The organism is Catenovulum sediminis (assembly GCF_007289895.1).
GTDB lineage: Bacteria > Pseudomonadota > Gammaproteobacteria > Enterobacterales > Alteromonadaceae > Catenovulum > Catenovulum sediminis.
This window is the reverse complement of the sequence record NZ_CP041660.1, coordinates 1,297,371-1,316,866: the sequence shown is the minus strand read 5'-3', so window position 1 is coordinate 1,316,866 and position 19,496 is coordinate 1,297,371. Positions and strand designations below refer to the sequence as shown.

At 42.1% G+C, this 19,496-nt stretch carries 14 protein-coding genes; 8 read left to right on the top strand and 6 right to left on the bottom strand.

What is annotated here, in order from left to right:
• Positions 1-1,035 precede the first annotated feature (1,035 nt).
• Genes FNT16_RS05145 through FNT16_RS05130 form a run of 4 tightly spaced genes read right to left on the bottom strand, consistent with a single transcriptional unit; the run spans position 1,036 to position 5,172 of the window.
• The gene (locus FNT16_RS05145) at positions 1,036-2,013 is read right to left on the bottom strand and encodes a sulfite exporter TauE/SafE family protein (protein WP_143870532.1); all 978 of its coding nucleotides are present in this window, start codon (positions 2,011-2,013) and stop codon (positions 1,036-1,038) included.
• Positions 2,006-2,437: a lysozyme inhibitor LprI family protein gene (locus tag FNT16_RS05140; RefSeq protein ID WP_185976699.1), complete on the bottom strand. Its 432-nt coding sequence runs from the start codon at positions 2,435-2,437 to the stop codon at positions 2,006-2,008. Before FNT16_RS05140 ends, FNT16_RS05145 begins: the two co-directional genes overlap by 8 nt.
• A complete protein-coding gene (locus FNT16_RS05135) occupies positions 2,430-3,602 on the bottom strand; it encodes an FAD-dependent monooxygenase (RefSeq protein WP_143870530.1) in 1,173 nt (390 codons plus the stop codon). Before FNT16_RS05135 ends, FNT16_RS05140 begins: the two co-directional genes overlap by 8 nt.
• Before the next feature lie 49 nt (positions 3,603-3,651).
• A complete protein-coding gene (locus tag FNT16_RS05130; RefSeq protein ID WP_143870529.1) occupies positions 3,652-5,172 on the bottom strand; it encodes a YifB family Mg chelatase-like AAA ATPase in 1,521 nt (506 codons plus the stop codon).
• 346 nt (positions 5,173-5,518) lie between these two features.
• On the opposite strand from FNT16_RS05130, the gene FNT16_RS05125 reads away from it, so the two are divergent.
• From FNT16_RS05125 to FNT16_RS05105, 5 genes are all read left to right on the top strand, one after another.
• Positions 5,519-6,487: a CobW family GTP-binding protein gene (locus FNT16_RS05125; RefSeq protein WP_143870528.1), complete on the top strand. Its 969-nt coding sequence runs from the start codon at positions 5,519-5,521 to the stop codon at positions 6,485-6,487.
• A 113-nt stretch (positions 6,488-6,600) separates the two neighbouring features.
• A complete protein-coding gene (locus FNT16_RS05120; protein ID WP_143870527.1) occupies positions 6,601-7,383 on the top strand; it encodes a TetR/AcrR family transcriptional regulator in 783 nt (260 codons plus the stop codon).
• A gap of 25 nt (positions 7,384-7,408) precedes the next feature.
• Positions 7,409-9,751: an efflux RND transporter permease subunit gene (locus FNT16_RS05115; RefSeq protein WP_143870526.1), complete on the top strand. Its 2,343-nt coding sequence runs from the start codon at positions 7,409-7,411 to the stop codon at positions 9,749-9,751.
• Positions 9,717-10,520 (top strand): outer membrane lipoprotein-sorting protein, encoded by an 804-nt coding sequence (locus tag FNT16_RS05110; protein WP_143870525.1) that lies wholly within the window; start codon positions 9,717-9,719, stop codon positions 10,518-10,520. The genes FNT16_RS05115 and FNT16_RS05110 overlap by 35 nt, the downstream gene beginning before the upstream one ends.
• A 19-nt stretch (positions 10,521-10,539) precedes the next feature.
• Positions 10,540-11,775 carry a hypothetical protein gene (locus tag FNT16_RS05105; protein WP_143870524.1) on the top strand — a complete coding sequence of 412 codons (1,236 nt, stop codon included), beginning with the start codon at positions 10,540-10,542 and terminating at the stop codon, positions 11,773-11,775.
• Positions 11,776-11,827: 52 nt separating this feature from the next.
• On the opposite strand, the gene FNT16_RS05100 is transcribed toward FNT16_RS05105, so the two are convergent.
• A complete protein-coding gene (locus tag FNT16_RS05100) occupies positions 11,828-13,987 on the bottom strand; it encodes a DUF6351 family protein (RefSeq protein WP_143870523.1) in 2,160 nt (719 codons plus the stop codon).
• Between the two features lie 66 nt (positions 13,988-14,053).
• Positions 14,054-14,350: a YebG family protein gene (locus tag FNT16_RS05095; protein ID WP_143870522.1), complete on the bottom strand. Its 297-nt coding sequence runs from the start codon at positions 14,348-14,350 to the stop codon at positions 14,054-14,056.
• A 186-nt stretch (positions 14,351-14,536) separates the two neighbouring features.
• Between FNT16_RS05095 and panP the strand changes: the two genes are divergently transcribed.
• The 3 genes from panP to rlmB all read left to right on the top strand — a co-directional run bounded on the left by panP (position 14,537) and on the right by rlmB (position 19,496).
• The gene (panP, locus tag FNT16_RS05090; RefSeq protein WP_425456700.1) at positions 14,537-16,186 is read left to right on the top strand and encodes a pyridoxal-dependent aspartate 1-decarboxylase PanP; all 1,650 of its coding nucleotides are present in this window, start codon (positions 14,537-14,539) and stop codon (positions 16,184-16,186) included.
• A 146-nt stretch (positions 16,187-16,332) separates the two neighbouring features.
• Complete coding sequence (rnr, locus tag FNT16_RS05085; RefSeq protein WP_143870520.1) at positions 16,333-18,744, top strand: ribonuclease R; 2,412 nt, start codon at positions 16,333-16,335, stop codon at positions 18,742-18,744.
• The gene (gene rlmB, locus FNT16_RS05080; protein ID WP_143870519.1) at positions 18,741-19,496 is read left to right on the top strand and encodes a 23S rRNA (guanosine(2251)-2'-O)-methyltransferase RlmB; all 756 of its coding nucleotides are present in this window, start codon (positions 18,741-18,743) and stop codon (positions 19,494-19,496) included. The genes rnr and rlmB overlap by 4 nt, the downstream gene beginning before the upstream one ends.

Below are 19,496 nucleotides of genomic sequence, written 5' to 3'. Positions count from 1 at the left end.
TTAATTTCCGATACACTTAAAAATCTAATCTAAGAAAATTTTGTAGGTCGTGGCTTCAGCCAGACAAATTCTACGAGCTACGAGCTACGAGCTACGAGCTACGAGCTACGAGCTACGAGCTACGAGCTACAAGCTACAAGTTGCAAGTAATGCTGTTTTTGTAGATCGTGGCTTCAGTCCGACAAATTCTGCGAGCTACGAGCTACGAGCTACGAGCTATAAGCTACAAGCAATACTGTTTTTGTAGGCCGGGCCTTTAGGCCGACAAATTCTACGAGCTACAAGCTTTAAGTTACAAGTAATGCTGTTTTTTGTAGGTCGGGCCTTTAGGCCGACAAATTCTACGAGCTACAAGCTTTAAGTTACAAGTAATGCTGTTTTTGTAGGTCGGGCCTTTAGGCCGACAAATTCTACGAGCTACGAGCTATAAGCTACAAGCAATGCTGTTTATGTAGGTCGTGGCTTCAGCCCGACAAATTCTACGAGCTACAAGCTTTAAGCTACAAGTAATGCTGTTTTTTGTAGGTCGTGGCTTCAGCCCGACAAATTCTACGAGCTACAAGTTTTAAGTTACAAGTAATGCTGTTTTTGTAGGTCGTGGCTTTAGCCCGACAAATTCTGCGAGCTACGAGCGATAAGTTGCAAGTAATGCTGCTTTTTGTAGGTCGTGGCTTTAGCCCGACGATTTCTTAGATTATAAGTTACAAGCTATTATTTATACAGTTAACCGTTCCCCACCTTTAAGTGCCCCTAATAATTGGCATGTCAATTGTTTGTGGTGATGGTAATTCAAAGACATAGAGACCGCTGATAAATAGCATGGCGTTAAGGGTTGCAGGTGGTGTTTATGTTGTGAAAATTAAATTGTTTAAAAGCTTGTCGGCCTAAAGGCCGGACCTACAATTCACTTGAAACTTGAAACTTGAAACTTGAAACTTGAAACTTGAAACTTGAAACTTGAAACTTGAAACTTGAAACTTTTTGCTCGTCGCTCGTCGCTCGTCGCTCGTCGCTCGTCGCTCGTCGCTCGAGCATCTATAGCTTCTGTTGTTCTGCGATTTTTATGCGCCTTAAATGCAGCCTTTTTCTGGCAATTAGCAGCAGCAATACACAGCTAGAAGCTGCGACTAAGTAACGCAGTTCAATATCTAGTGTTTGATTGAATATAGTGCTGAGCAGTTCTAAACAAATCACAAGATAAATAAGCTTGCGTAGGACATGCTCTTTAAGCACTGTCAGCATAAAAGCCCCTAATGGCGCTCCTATTGCTGCAATAATACAGGCGGTCCACCAGCTGTGGATGACAAAGTCAGACAACGCTATCGGATCTATAAAAACAAACCACAGTGTTGCGCAAATCGCATTAAATGCCATCAAAACGACGGTACTGGGGATGGCTTCTTTTATCGGGTATTTGAGTACGTACACGAGTACAAAAAACAGCACGACATCTGAACCAGAGCCGATACTGGCGGATAAAAAACTACCTAGTATCGCCGTTAAAAACAAGATCAGAGGTTTGTACTTTAAGTCATGCCTGCGTGCATGCAGTGTATGGTTACACAACCATAACACCCAAGCGGTCACTAGAATAAACTCACTAAATGCAAATCGCAGCCATTGTGCGCTTAAACTGGTTTGGTTGAGCGCATAAGGCAAGACTAAAATAGCGGCAGGGAAACAGTATACCAGCAGTTCCCAATGTATTTTCACACGCTTGCTGATGAAAAATAGAGTGGCAAAACCCATCCCTATTGTTTGAATGGTCAGGCTAAAATATTTAGCGTCAATCGCATCTACGGAAAATACTTTAGTGAGCACTGGAAAAGCGACCGCACCGCCCCCTAATGGGGTAATGCCAGCCACAAAAGAGCCAAATACCATAGTAAAGGCAGAACTCCAGTATTGGGTGATTAACTCAACAGGGCTAAGTGGTTTGTCAGCCCATAGCCAAAATAATATCAGACCTAATAATGCGCTTGGATATAGCGCTATTCTTAAATACCTAATCAATTGAGTCTTCTTTTAACTGGTGGATACGTTGCAGTGTTTTTTTAATCTTGCATATTCTAAATTCATTTGCCGCATCAGATGATGTTAGGTTTTGAAAAAACACACTACGACACTGTGATTCGATAAATTTTTCGTAATGTTTATTGGCCCGTCGATATTCTGACAAAATCGATTCATTGCCATTTTTGCCCATTTGAGCTTGCAGCTTTTCTTCTGCATCGAATACCCATGCTTGTAACTCACGATCAACTTGTTTGGCGCTTTCATCTAGACAGATAGCATAAGACGACGTGGTTTTACTATTTTGTTTGCAGTTTTCTATCAGCGCATCGGCTTTTTCTCTTGCGCTGGGTGCAGAATAAACATTTAAACTGGTCAACAACGAAAATATAAAAACAGTAACGGTAAGACTCTTGTTAGTCAATTTGTATCTCTCCCAGTGCATTTTTCAAAATAAAGTTTTTCAGTGGTGGCGTGATGTTCAACATACCTACGCCGGTATTGCGCAATAATTTGATAATCGGTGGTTGGCTTTGATACGCGAAGTAGATTAAGTCCATTAAGCCACTCATGGATATCACATCTAAAGCACGTTTGCGGTTATAGGCGTGCCAGTATGTATCATGTTGTAAGTCGTCCAAAGAATGTGCATTTTTAATTTGCGACACGAGTTGAATAGCATCTCGAAACCCTAAGTTAACACCTTGCCCAGCTAACGGGTGTATCGTGTGTGCAGCGTCTCCGATTAGTATCGCACCTTTTTTACTTGTCGTATGCGCTGTCATTTTTTTCAGTGGAAAACTTGCACTCTCCACAATTTCAAAATCGGCGATATCGCCACCATATATTCCGGCTAGTAAGGCTTTTTGCTGTTTGTTTGTTTTGTTTTTGAAGTCGTTAATAACATTGACTGGGCGGTATAAAATCAGGCTCGCATACTGAGCAAAAAGTGGTAAAAATGCATAAGCGCCGGCTTCATCAAATTTCTGCCAAGTGTGGTGCCCTGAATCTTGCTGTAGTTTGATATTTACCGATAAGCAGTGTTGTGGATATTGCCAGCCATAAGTTGCTAGTCCTAATGCTTTTCGTATCTGTGAATTAGCTCCGTCAGCGGCAATCAACAGTTTGCTGGAATAGCAGTGCCCGTCTAGGGTATATAATTGCCATTTATCTCTATAAAACTGGACTGAGGTGATTTGCTCAAAGCTCAACTGGCCTGCAAAGGTATCTTGTGCACAGGTTTGTAAATAATTGTTTTCAACAAAACAGCCTAAAGTTTGGAGAGCTAATGATTGAGCGTCAAAAGTGCAGTTCGAACCACCTTTTTCTGCAACACTGAGTTGGTTGTAATAGCGAATACGATTGATATTGAGTTTTTGCCATATCCCTAAGCTTTGCAACCAGTCAATTGATCCTTTGCTGATAGATGAAATGCGCAGCTGAGGTTCTAGCCGATCTTTCATTCTTTGGGGCTGTTGTTTGTCGAGTAACAAACAATTAAAAGATAAGCTCTGCAAGGCCGATGCGACAGATGCACCAACCATGCCTGCGCCTACGATTATAATGTCAAAATCTCTTTCCAAACTCACAGCATATTGTCCAAACTCGGTAAGTTGGACGCTATGATAACACAGCCAATCAGATGTTATGTAAACTCCTTAATAATCTGTCCATGGCTCTGTAGCCAAGCGCTTGCGCTAAATGTGTGCGGTCTACATTAGCTTGTGCATTTAAATCAGCAATTGTGCGCGCAACTTTTAAGAGTCGATGAAAAGCACGAATGGATAGGTCGAGTTTTTCGATTGCGGTTTCTAAAAAGTCTGCATCCGCTTTGTCTATTCCCGCTACCGCTTCTAATTCCTTGTTTGATAGATCACAATTTAATTTATCTTGTCGTGCAAATTGTCGATTTCGGGCCTCAACGACCCGTTGGCGAATGACCTTGGAGGTTTCACCTCGGTCATTTTTTTGTGTCAAACTGCCTTTGGGTAAACGGGCAACTTCAATTTGAATATCAATGCGGTCTAAAAATGGTCCGGACAGTTTATTTAAATAACGCAACATCTGTTCTGGCGTTGAGCGCATTTGCTCATCATTGTAATGTCCACATGGGGATGGGTTGAGTGCCGCTATCAGCTGAAATTTTGCTGGAAAATCTACCTGTCTGGCCGCACGGCTAATGGTTACCATACCTGATTCTAGCGGTTCGCGCAGTACATCGATGACTTTGCGGTCAAACTCGGGAAGTTCATCTAAAAATAATACACCATTGTGGGCCAATGAGATTTCACCCGGTTTCGGGTTACTTGAGCCCCCCACTAAAGCAACTGCTGAACAGGTATGATGGGGATGACGAAACGGGCGTACTTGCCAGTTTTCTAGCGCTGCGTTTTTGCCGCTGATTGAATGAATTGCCGCTGTGGTTATTGCTTCTTGTTCATTCATTTCTGGCAAAATACTCGGCAATCGTTCCGCTAGCATGGTTTTACCCGTGCCGGGTGGACCAAGCATCAGCATGTGATGTCCGCCAGCGGCCGCTATTTCGAGTGCTTTTTTAGCGTGCGTCTGGCCAATAACGTCGGTCATATCCAGCATTTTTTCGTAATGTGAGTCGTCTGTTTGACTTTTCTCGGCGGGTGGTAAAGATTTTTCACCCGCTAGGTGTTGTTGCACAGCGCGCAGGTTTGTCGCTGCGTAAACTTTTGCTTGATTAATATGTGCAGCAATACTGGCGTTCTTGTGAGTCATGACGGCTGCTCGTTTTTGGCCGTGGCAGGCTATGGTAAATGGGATTTCACCAATAATTGGTCTTAAATCACCAGATAAGGCGAGTTCGGCAACAAATTCATAATTCTGCAATGCATCTAAGGGAATTTGTCCACTGGCTGCCAATATCCCAACTGCAATTGCTAAATCGAAACGGCCGCCTTCTTTCGGTAAGTCGGCAGGGGCAAGATTGACCGTGATACGTTTGTCGGGAAATTCAAATTCACTGTTGATGATCGCGCTGCGTACGCGGTCTCTCGCTTCTTTTACCGAAGTTTCTGGGAGTCCGACGATACCAAATGCAGGTAGTCCGTTAGATAAATGCACCTCTACTGTGACCAGTGGTGCATCAATGGCTATTCTTGCTCGGCTATAAACGATTGCTAAAGGCATAAGTTCCCTTTTAGTTTTATTCCTTGAATATGATGAGTTTAGGTATATTTAGTGTTCGATTGCAACAAAACTATGATAAAGCTTCCATTTTTATGACAAATACCTATGCGAACTTAGTTGAAACATGAGCCAGCTTGTGCACTAATATCGTATAACAACAAATAATAAAAAATTAAGAAGGGATTGTGACGGACAACTAGAGTTTTCAAACCTGCGTTTTGATTTTAGCGTTATTAGTTTGAGCACAAACGATAGAGTACAGGTGATTGAGCTCTAGCTTGAAAAAATAAATAATTTTTCACCGTTGCAAAAGTGAATTCCACGACCAAAGCAGAAAGGGTTTATCGTGCAAATAAGTAAAAAAATACCAACTAATTTAATTACAGGTTTCCTAGGTGTTGGTAAAACAACGGCCATACAACATCTATTAAAACATAAACCAGAAAATGAAAACTGGGCCGTACTCGTAAACGAATTTGGTGAGATCGGGGTTGATGGTGCACTGCTGCAAGATTCTGGCGCCGTGATTAAGCAAGTCCCTGGTGGTTGCATGTGTTGTGTGCAAGGGGTTGGCATGCGAGTCGGACTCAATGAGTTAATTAAGCAGCAGCCAGATCGCATTTTGATTGAACCAACTGGTTTAGGGCATCCCAAAAAAATTATGGAAACGTTACAGGATGAGATTTTGAGCAAATATCTCGATGTACGTGCAACTATTACTATGGTCGATCCGGCTTGTTTGGCGGATCCCAGATATTTAGAGAACGAAAATTTTATTGCCCAAGCGCAAATCGCCGATATTTTAATTGCTAATAAAGTAGAGCAAGCATCACAGCAGCAATTGGATAATTTTGTTGAATGGAGCGCTCAATACCCTAACGCGACTCAATTGGCCCAGATAAGTTACGGGCAGATAGCGGTAGAATGGTTAGATAAACCGGCGAAAACAAAAGCGTCGGCTATCGTTGCAAGTAATCAACATTTAGCCGCGCAACATGAAGTGACAGAAGCGCTAGAATTGCCTGAAGGTGAAAGTTGGATTATGCGCTCGCATTTTTCAGATGGTTATTGGAGTTATGGTTGGCTGATAAATCAAAATGTAGAATTTGAACTAACAGACTTGTTAGATTGGATTACGGATATGAAAGCTCAGCGCGTTAAAGCGATTGTAAAAACCAATAAAGGTATTTTGAAAATCAATGCCGTTCAAGACGATGTCCGCTTTGAACCAGCAAGATTACAAAGTACAGCTAAACTTGAAATCGTGATTAATCGCCCTTTGGATAATCCAAGCTTTAGTACCTTATTGGTGTAAATCGTATAACGGGTGGTTATAAAGCCATCCGAATTAATATATAAAAAAGGCTCACTGTTGAGCTTTTTTTGAACTAAAATGACGAAGTGTCAAAAAATGACGGTTCGTATAAAATGGGTTTTTGGTTAAAACATCTCAAGCAAAAGCGTAATAAATTCTGCCCTTTGGTGCGTTGCTCTGGTGGAAAGGGCAAAGCGGAAAAAATAGCAGAGCGTGAATATGAGCTAATTCAGATTGCTCATCAGCTGGTTGATGAATTAGGTTTTACAAACCTGACAATGGATAAATTGGTCTCAGCTTCTCCTTATTCAAAAGGTACTATCTACAATCACTTTAACTGTAAAGAAGATGTGTTTGCCGCTTTAGGTGTGCATTCAATGGGTTTGTGCAGTGAATTGATGATAAAAGCTGCAAATTTTAACGGCAATAGTCGAGAACGAGGACTGGCGATGCATTTCGCGTATCGTTTGTATAGCCAACTTGAGCCCGCTTTATTTATGTGTGCAATTTCCACTAAAACCTCTACAGTTGGCGAAAAAGCATCTGCGCAGCGTCTTACACAGCTAGATGAGAGTGACAAAAAAATAGCTTTATTATGTGATCAGGTTTTCGATGATGCGATAAAAGACGGTTCATTAAACATTGATCCGCTTTTGATCCCCAAATATTCCTTTGCTAATTGGTCATTTTCATTTGGTACGAATTTATTGTTACAAAATGCCGCAGATAGTTTTGCTATCACTAGGCTTAATTTAGATAACTCGGTTTTATTCAATATCAACATTCTGTTCGACGGTATGGGGTGGTTACCTTTGTCCGGAGAATTTGATTATGTTAAAAGCTGGCAAAAGTTAGAAGTCTACTTTTCAGATTATCTGGCTATGCTTAAAAATTAACCCCTAAAAGGAAGGGAGAGGGCTGATGAAAAATCGCTTTTTGGCAATGCTGGTATCACGTTCTGGCTTAGTCATGGTGTGTAGCTTAATTGCCATTTTTGTAATGGCATTTGGTGCACAAAATCTATATTTTCGCGGCGACTATAAAGTGTTTTTTGGCGCTGAAAACCAACAGCTTCAAGAATTTGAAGCGATGCAAAAGACGTTTAGTAAAAACGATAATGTCTCAATTGTTATTGAACCGAAATCCGGTGATGTTTTTAACCACAAGACCCTTAAGTTAGTTACTGAAATTACCGAAGATGCCTGGCAGACGCCTTTTTCAACTCGTGTCGACTCTTTAACAAACTATCAACATACAGAAGCAGAGCAAGATGATCTGATCGTAGACTATTTGGTTTCAGAATTTGCGGACATTGAAATTACGCAAGAGATGATAGATAAAACTAAGGCAGTATCATTAAATGAACCTTTACTCGTTAACCGCACCGTCTCACCCTCAGGCCACGTTACTATGGTCAATATTACAGTGCAGCTGCCGGATAAACTGGATCAAACCGCTGATGTAGTAGAAGTGGCAACATTTGTTAGAGGTATCGAAAACAAATACAGTGAACGCTACCCAGAGCATAATTTTTACCTGACGGGCATCATTATGATGAATAACAGCTTTGTTGAGGAGTCGATGGGCGACATGATGACGCTGGTTCCCGGTATGTTTTTAGCTGTTCTACTGATGCTCAGTTTGTTATTAAGATCGGTGCTCTCAACAATGGCGACATTGTTGATTATTATTACATCAATATTGGGTTCTATGGGGATGTTTGGCTGGATGGGAATGTATTTGTCTACCGCGACAGTCAGCGCTCCGACTGTGATTATGACCTTGGCTGTAGCCGACTGCGTGCATATTGTCTCTTCAATGAACTACAATTTACGTCAGGGGATGGCGAAAAGGCAGGCAATTGAAGAAGCCATTGAACTAAATTTAGCGCCCGTTTTTATAACCAGTGTCACGACGGCAATTGGTTTTTTAACTTTCAACTTTTCCGACGTTCCTCCGCTGCGAGACTTGGGTAATTTAGTTGCGTTTGGTGTGATGCTAGCGTTTGTCTTAGCGGTTACTTTGTTACCTGCACTACTAAACTTGCTACCGATTAAAGTTCCGGTACAAAAACAAGGGCAAATCGGCAATATGGAAAAGTTTGCGGATTGGGTGGTTCGTCGGCAAAAAATGTTATTACCTGTTTCAACTTTAATTGTGGTTGGTATCGCCGCCTTAGTGCCACTCAATAAAGTGAATGATGTGCCGACGGAATACTTTGACGAAGATATTGTTTTTCGCAATGCGTCAGACTTTATGGATGAGAACTTGTTGGGGGTCACCATGCTGGATTTTGCACTGCACACCAATCAGGATAGTGGCATTAACGATCCTGAATTTCTGCGTGTGGTGGGTGATTTCACAACCTGGTTAAGATCGCAGGAGCGTGTCGATCATGTGATTAGTTTAAGCGATACTTTTAAACGCTTAAATCAGAATATGAATGCGGACGATCCGGCAATGTATAAATTACCGCAGCAACAGGATTTAGCCGCACAGTATTTATTAATGTATGAAATGTCCTTGCCGTATGGACTCGATCTCAACAACCAGCTCAACATCAATAAATCCAGCTTACGTATTACGGTCACTATGGATAATTTAGGTTCTGGTGAGATAGTAGAAATGGAGAATGATGTTCGTCAATGGTTTGCGCAAAATGCACCAACTATTGATGTGACAGCGGCCAGCCCCTCGTTAATGTTTGCACACATTGGGGAGAAAAACATGCAAAGTATGTTGGTGGGCAGTTCGTTAGCTTTGGTGCTGATTTCTATTTTGCTGATATTTGCACTGAGATCCTTTAAGTATGGTTTGATAAGTTTAATACCCAATTTAGCACCTGCAGCAATGGGTTTTGGTATTTGGGCCGTATTTGTTGGGCAGGTTAATTTAGGTTTATCTATTGTCACCAGTATGTGTTTAGGTATCGTGGTGGATGATACAGTACACTTTTTAAGTAAATATAAGCGTGCTCGTGATAAAGGGCAAACCGCAGAGCAAGCGGTGCGTTATGCGTTTGCCAGTGTCGGCCGTGCCTTGTGGATCACAACCTTAGTGTTATTTACTGGCTTTATGGTGCTAGCTCAATCGTCGTTTTCTTTAAATGGGGATATGGGGCTATTGACCGCGATGATTATAGTATTGGCGTTGGCAGTCGACTTTTTATTCTTGCCAGCATTTTTGTTAAAGTTTGATAAAAAAGTATATCAGGGTGGAGAAACGGAATATGTTGAGCAAAACGAATCTAAAACAATGGCTTAGTTTAGTTTGTCTGACAAGCTTATTGGTCATGCCAGCGGCTCACGCACAAACTGCTGAAGAGAAAGGGCTTGAAATTGCCAAAGAGCGCAAAGCAAGAGACCGAGGGTGGGGGGACAGTGAATCGACCTCCATCATGGTTTTGCGCAACGCGCAAGGGCAAGAAAGTGTTCGCCAAATGCGTATCAGAGCATTAGAGGTACAGGGGGACGGTGATAAAGGTTTAACGATATTTGATGAACCCAGAGATGTTGCTGGTACTGCCTTTTTAAATTTTTCACATATTAATGAACCAGACGATCAATGGTTGTATTTACCCGCGCTAAAGCGTGTTAAACGAATTGCTTCGCGCAATAAGTCGGGTCCGTTTATGGGCAGCGAATTTGCTTATGAAGACTTAGCTTCGTTTGAAGTTGAAAAGTATAGCTACAAGTATTTACGTGATGAAACCATTAATGGTGAAGAGGCTTGGGTGATTGAATCTGTGCCAACCGACCGCTATTCAGGTTACAGTAAACAAATTGTCTGGACTGACAAGTCACATTACCGGGTACAGAAAATAGAGTTTTACGACAGAAAAAAATCACTGCTTAAAACACTCACCTTTGCCGATTATAAACTTTACTTGGGTAAATACTGGCGTGCTCATAAAATGACAATGGTGAATCATCAAACCGGTAAGAGTACTGATTTGTTAGCGGAAGATATTAAATTTCAGGTTGGTTTAACAGACCGCGATTTTGATCAAAATACATTAAGAAGAATCCGTTAAGCCAGCGGCAGGGTAAGGAATGAAAATGCGTTTAAAAATTACAGCGACGGCTATTGCTATGTTAAGTTCAGCGAGCGTTTGGGCTGAACAAGAAGTTGATATTCGGGGTTATATTGGCGCTGAAGGTCGTTATTTTGCTGAGCAGAGTAGCGATCCGGCACAGACTGAAAGTCAGTTTTCTATTAATGCGGAGCCTGAATTTTATTGGCAATGGGATAGAGGTGATAACGCATTAACATTTAAACCTTACCTGCGCATAGACTCGCAAGACAGTGAGCGTACGCACTTTGATATCCGTGAATTATCCTGGTTGCATGTAGAGCGCGACTGGGAATTAAGGCTGGGTATCAGTAAAGTGTTTTGGGGGGTAACGGAGACGGTTCATTTGGTGGATATTGTGAACCAAACAGACAGTGTTGAGTCGTTTGATGGTGAAGATAAGCTGGGCCAGCCAATGGTGCAGCTGTCGCTTATTCAAGATTGGGGGGTATTAGATGCGTTTATATTGCCCGGTTTTCGTGAACGTACCTTTGCTGGAAAAGAGGGACGTTTGCGCGGTCCATTGGTGATCGATAGCGAAAATGCCCAATATGAAAGTAGTGATAAATCGGGTCATATCGATTTTGCGGTCAATTGGCGCAACACGTTTGACGATTTAGATTTAAGTTTAAATGCGTTTCATGGTACATCGCGCGAACCCATGTTTGTCCCTCAGTTAACTCAAGTGACACAAAGCGATGGTTCTGTGGCTTGGGTTGCTGACGCTTTAACGCCTTATTACCCTCAAATCACTCAGTTGGGTGCAGTTGCGCAGTATATCTACCAAGACTGGTTGTGGAAATTAGAAGCAATTAATCGCTTTGGTCGCCAAATTGATAATTACAATGCATTGGTTGGTGGCTTTGAATACACCTATGTAGGCGTTTTTGGCAGTTTTACCGATTTAGGCATTGTCGCTGAATACGCATGGGATGAACGCGGTGAAAGTGGTACAACGGCAACACAAAATGATGTGTCAATTGCTGCTAGAATCGTAATGAATGATATCAGCTCAACAGAAGTTTTAGCCGGTTTTAGTCAGGATCTCGACTATTCTCAGAGTCGCTCTTTGTTTATTGAAGGCAGCACTCGAATTGGCGACTCGACTAAATTGACACTGGATATGTGGTTATTTGCCTCGGAAGATATGCAAGATTTAGCGTATAGCTTCCGTAATGAAGATTTCGTGCAACTTTCAGTTGAGTGGTATTACTAGTTTTAATAGCCAGAGTTAATCGACAGTCGCAATTCAAGGTATAATACTGGCGCTAATTAAGCGCCAGATCCGTCGGTTTTGCGATGCCGGGTTGGTTATAATCACACACCCCGGTGGGAAATATTTGTTTTAGCTGAGTTATCACTGGGCTTACATCTATCTCACCATACATGCCAGCATGTGCTGCCTGTTCAACTGAAACTCTATGGCAATCAAAAGTATCTCCCAGCCAGTTTGCGCCAGCTTGTATACGGCTGGTACTAAAAACCTTAAAATTATCGCTACAAATACCATTTTCGGCTTGATTCCATGGGCCATCCCAAACTGAATTGCCGCTCGCTATTGTCTGCCCTTTGGCATCGAAACAAGCGTCTGCTAAACCTGTTGGCTTTGCATCTAACATCTCTTGACCGTCTAACATATTCAGCAACCAGGTATCCATGGTTTTAAAGGCCAAGTCTACGGGATTATAATCTGGGTGTGCCACCCAGATTATCTGATTATCTGCATGCCCAGCTAAGGTCTTCATACGCATTCTGGCACTGAAAGATGCCGAAACATGATGCATGTCAAATTGATCTTCCAAATAATGGCGCACATCTAAAATTGGCAGATCCGCTTTACCCGCAAATATTTGCCCATAGCGATAGGCATTTTCGACAGCTTTATGGTCGGTTGGCTGGCGTTTTGCAACCTGATTCGCATCCGGCTCGTTGATATTGTGATGCCCCCATAAAGACAACCAAACTTTTATATTGGCAAACGGGACACTGGCAACCCGCTCAGGTTGCATTTGGTAGTCATCTTTCCAGCTACCTATTTTTTGATTAAGGTCGATAAATTGCTCTAAACTAATTTGACCCTGTTTTAAAGCATTTAGACCATATTGCACGCCTTCATTCCCCCAAATATGACGAGCGTAACCTTTGTCATCTTTTCCATAAATATTGACTAAGTCTTGCCAGTAGCTCCAGTGCACATGCTGTTGCAAATTTTCGGATACATAATCTCGCAACCAGCCTTGTTTGGGATTATGAATAAATGCATATAGTCCAAACCATCCATTGATACATTCACTATTGCCTTTTGGATAACTGGGCATTAAACCATTTAATGCCTGATTAATCGGTTGAAAAAATGCGCCTTTGTGTGGCTCGCCATTATTGGCGTTTAGCCCTTCAATAGCCGGCCTTTTAGACCAGTCTTGCCAGAAGTCTCGATCTTTGGCTTTAAAGGTGTAATAACTGTTTAGCAAGTCGCAATCTAATGCATAAAGCGCCTGCGAAACCATATCTGGATAGGAATATAGTGGAATGGCTCCATCAATCAGTCCCGGCGCATTTTGCGCCATTAGATATTGTGCAAGTCCACCTCCAGAGCCGCCGACACCCACTGTGTAAACTGGCTCGCCGTAGAGACTAATAAAATGTTTTTTTAAGCGTCTGGCGGTATCTTCAGAAAGCAGCATGTTGTAGGTGAAGCTGGTTCGGTTTGCACCTGAAGTGATAACTGCATAACCCGCTTTTAATTGATTGACTCGTCTTTCTATCAGTTTATGCGGTTGCATTGAGCCTTGTCTGAAACCAATACCTGCCCCCCCTGTAAACTGATACACCAATTTTTGATTCCATTGTGATTTAGCTTCTCGCTTGTTGATTTCCGATCGTTGAATTGGCATTGCAATTAAATAAATGTATCTGTGAATCACACCATATTCTATGCGCACAAGTTGTTCGTTTTGCTGTAATGGCTGCCCTTTGTAGCGGTTGATTTTATTGTTTTGATCGATTAAATAATAAACAAGGCCTGTTGGGATCTGACAATCTTTACTGTAGCCAATAATATTATTTCGGTTGTCTCGGTCACTTCTTGCTTTAAAAACAGGCATACCCCAACCATGTTGGTTATCAACAAGGGGTTGCTGGAAGCCAGACTCTTCTGTCATGCAAATAAATGGATATTGCAGATCGCCGGAAAAAAGTGGCAATAGAGGTCCAGTTTCTCCCAATGGGATAGGGTAATTGTAGTTATCAATTGGTCTTGGGGTGTGTCTAATATGTTTATCTGGCTGTAGCAGAGGAGCTGTTTGCACGGGTGGAATCGCCGTAATTAAACGTGGATTCGTTTGTTCTTGCGAGATAAATGCGGATGTAAATACAACAAATGCTAAAATTGTTATCAGCGTCCCTGTCAGTCGATGCACTTTCACCATAGTAACCTCAACGAGATTGACAGACTTATCATAAGTCTAGAAGGTGAAAGTGATCCTGTATAGTTTTTAACCGACTTTTGTTAACTTAGCAACTTTGTCGTTATCGTCTACCGGTTCAGCAAAATCCAGATTAGCCAACTCACTCGCTTTGCCTTTAAACGCTTTTGCGAATAAATCTTTATTGCGGGCAATTAAACGACCTATGTCATCTAATTTATCACTTTCAATGCCTGGCACATTCTCTTCAATTGCAGTTGAAATTGCTTCAGCAAGTTCTAACATTTGATCATGCGCGTCTGCTTCTTTTTTACTGGTAAACATTTTGCCATCCCGATCACATTGCCATAACGCTTTAACAGCCATAAATTTCACCCCTACTGTTTAAATATACAGTTATCTTATAAGTCTAATTATCAATTGTACAGTTTTTTCTTAGTTTTTGTTCGAATTATAACCAGATATGAAAATTTTTTAGCAGTTATACGAGACAAGTAACCTAAACTTAATTACAGTTGTCAGATTAATGACCAATTGATTATTTTTATTCGGGTGAAAGAAGAAATTACGAAAGTCGCGAAGGCCGATTTGCAGTCTTTGCACCGCATATTTACAGTACCGGAAGCGCCAAATTCTACGCTTGGACGAATTGAGCGTGAAATCTCTCATAATTTGGCCGGCTTTTTAAATGAGCATTTGGTTGCGCGGGCAATATCTTTAAGCGATATTGAACGTGACTTTTGTGATCCCGAAATACCGGATAATCCGACATTTGTCTCTGAACACACTAGCTTTTTATTAGAAAAATTAGTGGCCCAGTCAGTACACACGGCAGCACCTAGTTTTATTGGTCATATGACATCCGCATTGCCTTATTTTATGCTACCACTGTCTAAAATCTTGATTGCCCTGAATCAAAATTTAGTCAAAATCGAAACCTCAAAAGCTTTTACCCCGCTAGAGCGTCAAGTACTTGGGATGATGCACGGACTGATTTATCGCCGAGATAACGCGTTTTACGAAAAGTATATGCATTCAGAATCTGATTCTTTAGGGGCGTTTTGTTCGGGTGGTACGGTTGCTAATATTACAGCGCTTTGGGTTGCTAGAAACAATCTGTTTAAACGTGACAAAGATTTTCCGGGTATCAGCCGTGTCGGTATGTTTAAGGCTATGCAGCATTACGGCTACCAAGGTCTGGCTATATTAGTTTCCCGTCGTGGTCACTACTCACTATCAAAAGCCGCGGATATCTTAGGGCTTGGCCGAGACGAACTCATTGCGGTCGAAGTGGACGAAAACCATAAGGTTAAAGCCGATGAAATGCGGCGACAAGCGCAACAACTCGAAAAGCAAAATATCAAAGTTTTGGCGATTGTCGGGGTTGCGGGGACAACAGAGACGGGTAATGTTGATCCGTTAGATGAACTGGCAGATTTAGCGAAAGAACTAGACTGTCATTTCCATGTCGATGCCGCTTGGGGCGGAGCAACGTTATTTTCAGAAACCCATAAATCGCTGTTAAATGGTATTGAGCGCGCGGATAGTGTGACAATTGATGCACATAAGCAAATGTATGTACCTATGGGCGCAGGCATGGTGTTGTTCAAAACCCCTGAAATGGCAACCGAAATAGAACATCATGCTGAATATGTATTGCGCAAGGGCTCTAAAGATTTAGGTTCTCATACCCTTGAGGGGTCTAGACCTGGGATGGCGATGCTGGTGTATTCGGCATTAAAGATATTGGGTCGCCAAGGTTATCAATTATTGATAGATAGAAGTTTACAGCAAGCGCGTTATTTTGCCGAGTTGATAGATAATGCAAGTCAGTTTGAACTTATCTCCAGACCCGAGCTATGCATTTTAACCTATCGTTTTGTTCCTACTGAGGTACAAAATATACTGAAACATGCGGATACAGAGTTAACAACTGAAATAAACCAATATTTGGACGATTTAACGCGTTTTATTCAGAAAAGGCAGCGTGAGGCGGGTAAGTCTTTTGTCAGCCGAACGCGAATTAATGTCAAAAAATATCAAGGTCAAATTGTCACTGTGTTTAGAGTTGTATTAGCGAATCCGCTGACCACCCAAGAAATATTAAATGATGTTTTGTGCGAGCAAGCAAAGTTGGCAAAACAAAGTGAAATTTCCTTGCCGCAATTAAAACGCATTGTTGCCGATTATACCGCTGTATAAGTAACTGCGTGGGTTGATGTGTCATCAGATTGCATTGACTTGCCCGTTGCATATTCCATTTAAGCGCTCCATTCTTTACTGTTATAAACTCGCAATTTAGGGCGGTTAAGGTATACTTAACGCATAAAAAATAAACATGGTATCGGATGAAAGCACAACAAAAAACAGATCAAAATTTACTCTTCCACCCTCTACTCGCAGACAAAGTTGTCGAGTTTGTTAAAAATCAAAGTCAAACAGTGAGCTATTTAGCATTATGTCAGCATTTAAACATTGTTGGTTTAGATGCCGAGACAGAATTGCAAAACTGTTTACTGGCGTTAGAAAGTGAAGGGCAGGTGATCCGCGATAGAGATAACACATATGGCACCGCTGCTCAATTGGGGTTATTTGTCGGCTCAGTCATCGGTCATAGAGATGGTTTTGGTTTCGTGCATTTAGACAAAGGGACGAAGGATTTATTTATTCCTCACCATCAAATGCACAGTGTGCTGCATGGCGATTTGGTGCTGGTGAAAAGTGCGGGTACGGATTCCAGAGGCCGAAAAGAATGCCGCATTATCCGAGTTTTAAAAAGTCGCAAAGAAGCCATCGTTGGTCGTTTTTTTGTTGAGCAAGGCATCGCATATGTGATGCCTGACGATAGCCGTATCTGTCAGGAAGTTATTGTCCCGCCCGAGTTTAAACAAGGTGCCAGAAATGGCCAAATGGTGGTTGTTGAATTACACACCAGACCCAACCGTAAAATGAACGCTACAGGCAAAATAGTAGAGGTTCTGGGTGAGCATATGGCACCGGGCATGGAGATTGAAGTTGCTCTGCGCAAATATGAAATACCTCATCAGTGGCCAAAAGCGGTTAGCAAAGCGGTCAATGCCATACCGGACGAAGTACCTGAGTCTGCAAAAGAAGGGCGTGTTGATTTACGCCAATTGCCATTGGTGACGATAGATGGTGAAGATGCACGTGATTTTGATGATGCTGTCTATTGCGAACGCAAAAAATCAGGCGGTTGGCGTTTATGGGTTGCCATTGCGGATGTCAGTTATTATGTCAGGCCGGGTACCGGGTTAGATGAAGAAGCGCAACAACGAGGCACTTCAGTTTATTTTCCTGAGCAAGTGATCCCCATGTTGCCGGAAAAACTGTCTAATGGCTTATGTTCTTTAAACCCCCAAGTTGATCGTCTATGTATGGTTTGTGAAATGACCATCAGTGAACAGGGGCGCTTATCTGGCTATAAATTTTATCAGGCGGTTATGAATTCACATGCCCGCTTGACGTATAACAAGGTTAGCCAGATTTTAAAAGGTGACGAGGTTTTAATTAATCGTTATCAGAAATTAGTACCACACCTAACTGAATTGCATGCTATGTATCAGGTGCTCAAGCAGTCTCGCCATGCACGTGGTGCGATTGAGTTTGAAACCGCTGAGCCTAAATTTATTTTTAACGCGCAACGAAAAATTGAATCAGTGGAGCTTGTTGTCCGCAACGATGCACATAAAATCATCGAAGAATGTATGATTCAGGCAAATGTGGCAGCTGCACGTTTTATTAATAAACATCAGTCACAGGCGTTATTTCGCGTACATGATGCGCCCGATGGTGAAAAACTAGCGCAGTTTATTGGCTTTTTGGGTGAGTTGGGGATTAATTTCGCGTTTAAAGATGAAGTATCACCATCTGATTTAAAGTACTTGGTTGAGCGTATTGAAGGGCGACCTGATCAAGAGCTTATTCAAACTATGTTATTGCGCTCAATGAAACAGGCGGTTTATAGCCCGGAAAATGTGGGCCATTTTGGCTTGGCATTACCCGCCTATGCGCACTTTACTTCTCCTATTCGCCGCTATCCGGATTTGATACTGCACCGCGCAATAAAAGGTGTTTTGCTCAAACAAGGAGAGTTGCAGCGAAAAAATGGCGAGCATGTCTATCAACCACAGGAAATGGATGAGTTAGGTGTACATACATCGATGGCTGAAAGGCGCGCGGATGAAGCGACTCGCGACGTTGCTAACTGGTTAAAATGCGAGTTTATGCAAGATCATGTTGGTGATACTTTTAGCGGTGTCATTTCAGCGGTTACCAGCTTTGGCTTTTTTGTTCGTTTAGATGAAATTTTTATCGAAGGGTTGGTGCATGTTAGCAGTCTGGCAAGTGACTTTTATATATATGATAATGCCAAGCACAGACTGATTGGTGAACAGCACAGACGCGTCTTTAAGTTAGGGGATACCGTCGAGATAAGAGTTGTTAGCGTTAATCTGGATGACAAGAAAATAGATTTTGTTTTAAATGACAAGTCGACAGATAAGGCTGCAAAAAGCAGTCACCGACATAAAAAACAAACTGGCAGCAAAACCGCAAAAAACTCAAATAGTGGTGTAAGCCATGGCAAGAAACAGAGTCCGACGCAAGCACTTATGAAAGCTGAAAAAGCCGAGCAACCGTCAGCTAAGAAGAAAAAGAAATCTTCAGGTAAAAAACGAGTGGCTGGTAAAACAACCAGCAAACATGCAAAAAAATCATCCAGTAAGCGGAGCAAAAATTGAGTAAAGCAGAATTAATCTTTGGCATGCATGCAGTTGAATCTTTATTGCAAAATGCCCCACATAGATTTATCGAAGTATTTTGTTTAAAAGGACGCAATGACGAGCGGTTGAATAAAATAGTGAGTCAGTTGCGTAAACAAGGTGTTTCAATTCAATTTTGTCAGCGCAAAGCGCTGGATGATAAAGCCGCTGGTGAGCAACATCAGGGCATTGTCGCACGGGTACAAGCTGCGCCAGCGCTCACTGAAAATGATTTATACGAAATATTAGATAAGCTCAACAGGCCCGCGTTTTTACTTGTGCTGGATGGGGTAACTGATCCGCACAACATCGGCGCTTGTTTGCGCACCGCAGATGCAGCCGGCGTTGATGCGTTAATTGTACCCAAAGATAAGTCTGCTGGATTAACGGGGGTTGCTAAAAAAGTTGCATGTGGTGCAGCAGAATCGGTGCCCTTTATTCAAGTGACAAATTTAGCCAGAACGTTGCGTGATATACAGCAAAAAGGCGTTTGGGTAGTCGGCACAGCAGGGGAAGCGACACAAACACTATATCAAGCCAGTTTAGATGGGCCAATTGCTTTAGTGATGGGCGCTGAGGGCAGTGGTATGCGTCGTCTAACACGTGAAACCTGTGATGAATTGATTGCGATTCCAATGGCGGGGCAGGTCTCTAGTTTAAATGTCAGTGTTGCAACGGGTGTAACATTGTTCGAAATTAAACGTCAAAGAGAGCTTAAAAGCGCTGTTTAA

Coding starts and splice junctions, on each gene's coding strand:
- rnr (WP_143870520.1), top strand. CDS start 16,333: ATGAAAGCACAACAAAAAACAGATCAAAATTTACTCTTCCACCCTCTA.
- FNT16_RS05120 (WP_143870527.1), top strand. CDS start 6,601: ATGGGTTTTTGGTTAAAACATCTCAAGCAAAAGCGTAATAAATTCTGC.
- FNT16_RS05110 (WP_143870525.1), top strand. CDS start 9,717: ATGTTGAGCAAAACGAATCTAAAACAATGGCTTAGTTTAGTTTGTCTG.
- FNT16_RS05130 (WP_143870529.1), bottom strand. CDS start 5,172: ATGCCTTTAGCAATCGTTTATAGCCGAGCAAGAATAGCCATTGATGCA.
- FNT16_RS05105 (WP_143870524.1), top strand. CDS start 10,540: ATGAAAATGCGTTTAAAAATTACAGCGACGGCTATTGCTATGTTAAGT.
- FNT16_RS05100 (WP_143870523.1), bottom strand. CDS start 13,987: ATGGTGAAAGTGCATCGACTGACAGGGACGCTGATAACAATTTTAGCA.
- FNT16_RS05115 (WP_143870526.1), top strand. CDS start 7,409: ATGAAAAATCGCTTTTTGGCAATGCTGGTATCACGTTCTGGCTTAGTC.
- FNT16_RS05095 (WP_143870522.1), bottom strand. CDS start 14,350: ATGGCTGTTAAAGCGTTATGGCAATGTGATCGGGATGGCAAAATGTTT.